Consider the following 2,243-nt stretch of genomic DNA (forward strand, 5'->3'; position numbering starts at 1 on the left):
TAATTTAAGCAAACCTTAAGCTTTCTATGACTATACTTTCATTTCCTTGTTTCAGCAAGGGCTTTAAAAAGCCGCTTGATACCTTACAAGGATAGCTGATTAAAAGCAAACGATCTTTGAAAACTAAGCAAATTGATAGAAGTTCTTTTTAAAGGGATATTCTAAATGATTTTAAGGATGACTTATTATAAAGAAAGAGTGAGGGTTTGAACAACTCCCATTCTTTTATAAGGAATTCTTATCCAACTAGTGCCAATCAATTTCATTGATTATGATGATTATATCATTATAATTGATGACTGAATGGCATGAGAGTATTTTTAGGTTAGCGTTTGGCTAAACCTTTTTAAAAAGTTTCTTTCTGTTTTGTTGTTGTAATACTTAAGAACACAACCCGTTTTATTCAATAACCAAATAAAACGAGTTCTTGTGATACGCTAAAGCTATTGTTAGAAATAATGATAGCCTATCAAAAAACAAAAGAGCTTTAGGACAAACACTTTTATGGAGAGTTTGATCCTGGCTCAGAGTGAACGCTGGCGGCGTGCCTAATACATGCAAGTCGAACGATGAAGCTTCTAGCTTGCTAGAGTGCTGATTAGTGGCGCACGGGTGAGTAACGCATAGGTCATGTGCCTCTTAGTTTGGGATAGCCATTGGAAACGATGATTAATACCAGATACTCCCTACGGGGGAAAGATTTATCGCTAAGAGATCAGCCTATGTCCTATCAGCTTGTTGGTAAGGTAATGGCTTACCAAGGCTATGACGGGTATCCGGCCTGAGAGGGTGAACGGACACACTGGAACTGAGACACGGTCCAGACTCCTACGGGAGGCAGCAGTAGGGAATATTGCTCAATGGGGGAAACCCTGAAGCAGCAACGCCGCGTGGAGGATGAAGGTTTTAGGATTGTAAACTCCTTTTGTTAGAGAAGATAATGACGGTATCTAACGAATAAGCACCGGCTAACTCCGTGCCAGCAGCCGCGGTAATACGGAGGGTGCAAGCGTTACTCGGAATCACTGGGCGTAAAGAGCGCGTAGGCGGGATAGTCAGTCAGGTGTGAAATCCTATGGCTTAACCATAGAACTGCATTTGAAACTACTATTCTAGAGTGTGGGAGAGGTAGGTGGAATTCTTGGTGTAGGGGTAAAATCCGTAGAGATCAAGAGGAATACTCATTGCGAAGGCGACCTGCTGGAACATTACTGACGCTGATTGCGCGAAAGCGTGGGGAGCAAACAGGATTAGATACCCTGGTAGTCCACGCCCTAAACGATGGATGCTAGTTGTTGGAGGGCTTAGTCTCTCCAGTAATGCAGCTAACGCATTAAGCATCCCGCCTGGGGAGTACGGTCGCAAGATTAAAACTCAAAGGAATAGACGGGGACCCGCACAAGCGGTGGAGCATGTGGTTTAATTCGAAGATACACGAAGAACCTTACCTAGGCTTGACATTGAGAGAATCCGCTAGAAATAGTGGAGTGTCTGGCTTGCTAGACCTTGAAAACAGGTGCTGCACGGCTGTCGTCAGCTCGTGTCGTGAGATGTTGGGTTAAGTCCCGCAACGAGCGCAACCCCCTTTCTTAGTTGCTAACAGGTCATGCTGAGAACTCTAAGGATACTGCCTCCGTAAGGAGGAGGAAGGTGGGGACGACGTCAAGTCATCATGGCCCTTACGCCTAGGGCTACACACGTGCTACAATGGGGTGCACAAAGAGAAGCAATACTGCGAAGTGGAGCCAATCTTCAAAACGCCTCTCAGTTCGGATTGTAGGCTGCAACTCGCCTGCATGAAGCTGGAATCGCTAGTAATCGCAAATCAGCCATGTTGCGGTGAATACGTTCCCGGGTCTTGTACTCACCGCCCGTCACACCATGGGAGTTGTGTTTGCCTTAAGTCAGGATGCTAAATTGGCTACTGCCCACGGCACACACAGCGACTGGGGTGAAGTCGTAACAAGGTAACCGTAGGTGAACCTGCGGTTGGATCACCTCCTTTCTAGAGAAAAGCTTTTAACATTCGCTTATTAAAAGCCAAAGAGTATTACCTGACAAAAGAACTTCTTTTGCTTAGTTTTGAAAGATTGAGCTTATTCTTTCTTTTTTACTTCTTGATTGTTTTTAATATTTGCTTGCTTATTGTTTGTTATTTCTTAATGCTTATATTTTTAGTTGTTAGTGTCTTTATATTTAATGTTTAATGTGTTTAGTTTGCTTGTGTTGGTTTCTTAGATCTT

General features: G+C 43.5%; 1 rRNA gene and 1 pseudogene. One reads left to right on the forward strand and one right to left on the reverse strand.

Annotation, left to right across the window (positions count from 1 at the left end):
• Positions 1 to 320 precede the first annotated feature (320 nt).
• Positions 321 to 500, reverse strand: a pseudogene (locus CXY28_RS09075) (hypothetical protein).
• 1 nt (position 501) lies between these two features.
• Here CXY28_RS09075 and CXY28_RS08515 point away from each other — a divergent pair.
• Positions 502 to 2,005 (forward strand): 16S ribosomal RNA (locus CXY28_RS08515).
• Positions 2,006 to 2,243 lie beyond the last annotated feature (238 nt).

The sequence above is a fragment of the Helicobacter pylori genome (assembly GCF_002832345.1).
Lineage (GTDB): Bacteria > Campylobacterota > Campylobacteria > Campylobacterales > Helicobacteraceae > Helicobacter > Helicobacter pylori_CP.